Genomic DNA, 208 nt, shown 5'->3' on the forward strand with positions numbered 1-208 from the left:
ATACGAGATACGAGATACGAAAGGGTTAGCTGTTTCTAGCCTTATCTATCTACTAACAAAAAGGTTGATGAAATTCGTCAACCTTTTTTGTTTTCATCTGTTGTAGAAGATCCCCAACTCGCTCGTTCCTCGCTCATGAGGATGACGACTTTTTAAAGTCAGGTTCTACATCATGAGCTGATTGGATAATGTGGCTATCTTCGTCATT

This window comes from Vibrio sp. 10N.222.54.E6 (genome assembly GCF_041473955.1).
GTDB lineage: Bacteria > Pseudomonadota > Gammaproteobacteria > Enterobacterales > Vibrionaceae > Vibrio > Vibrio tasmaniensis_A.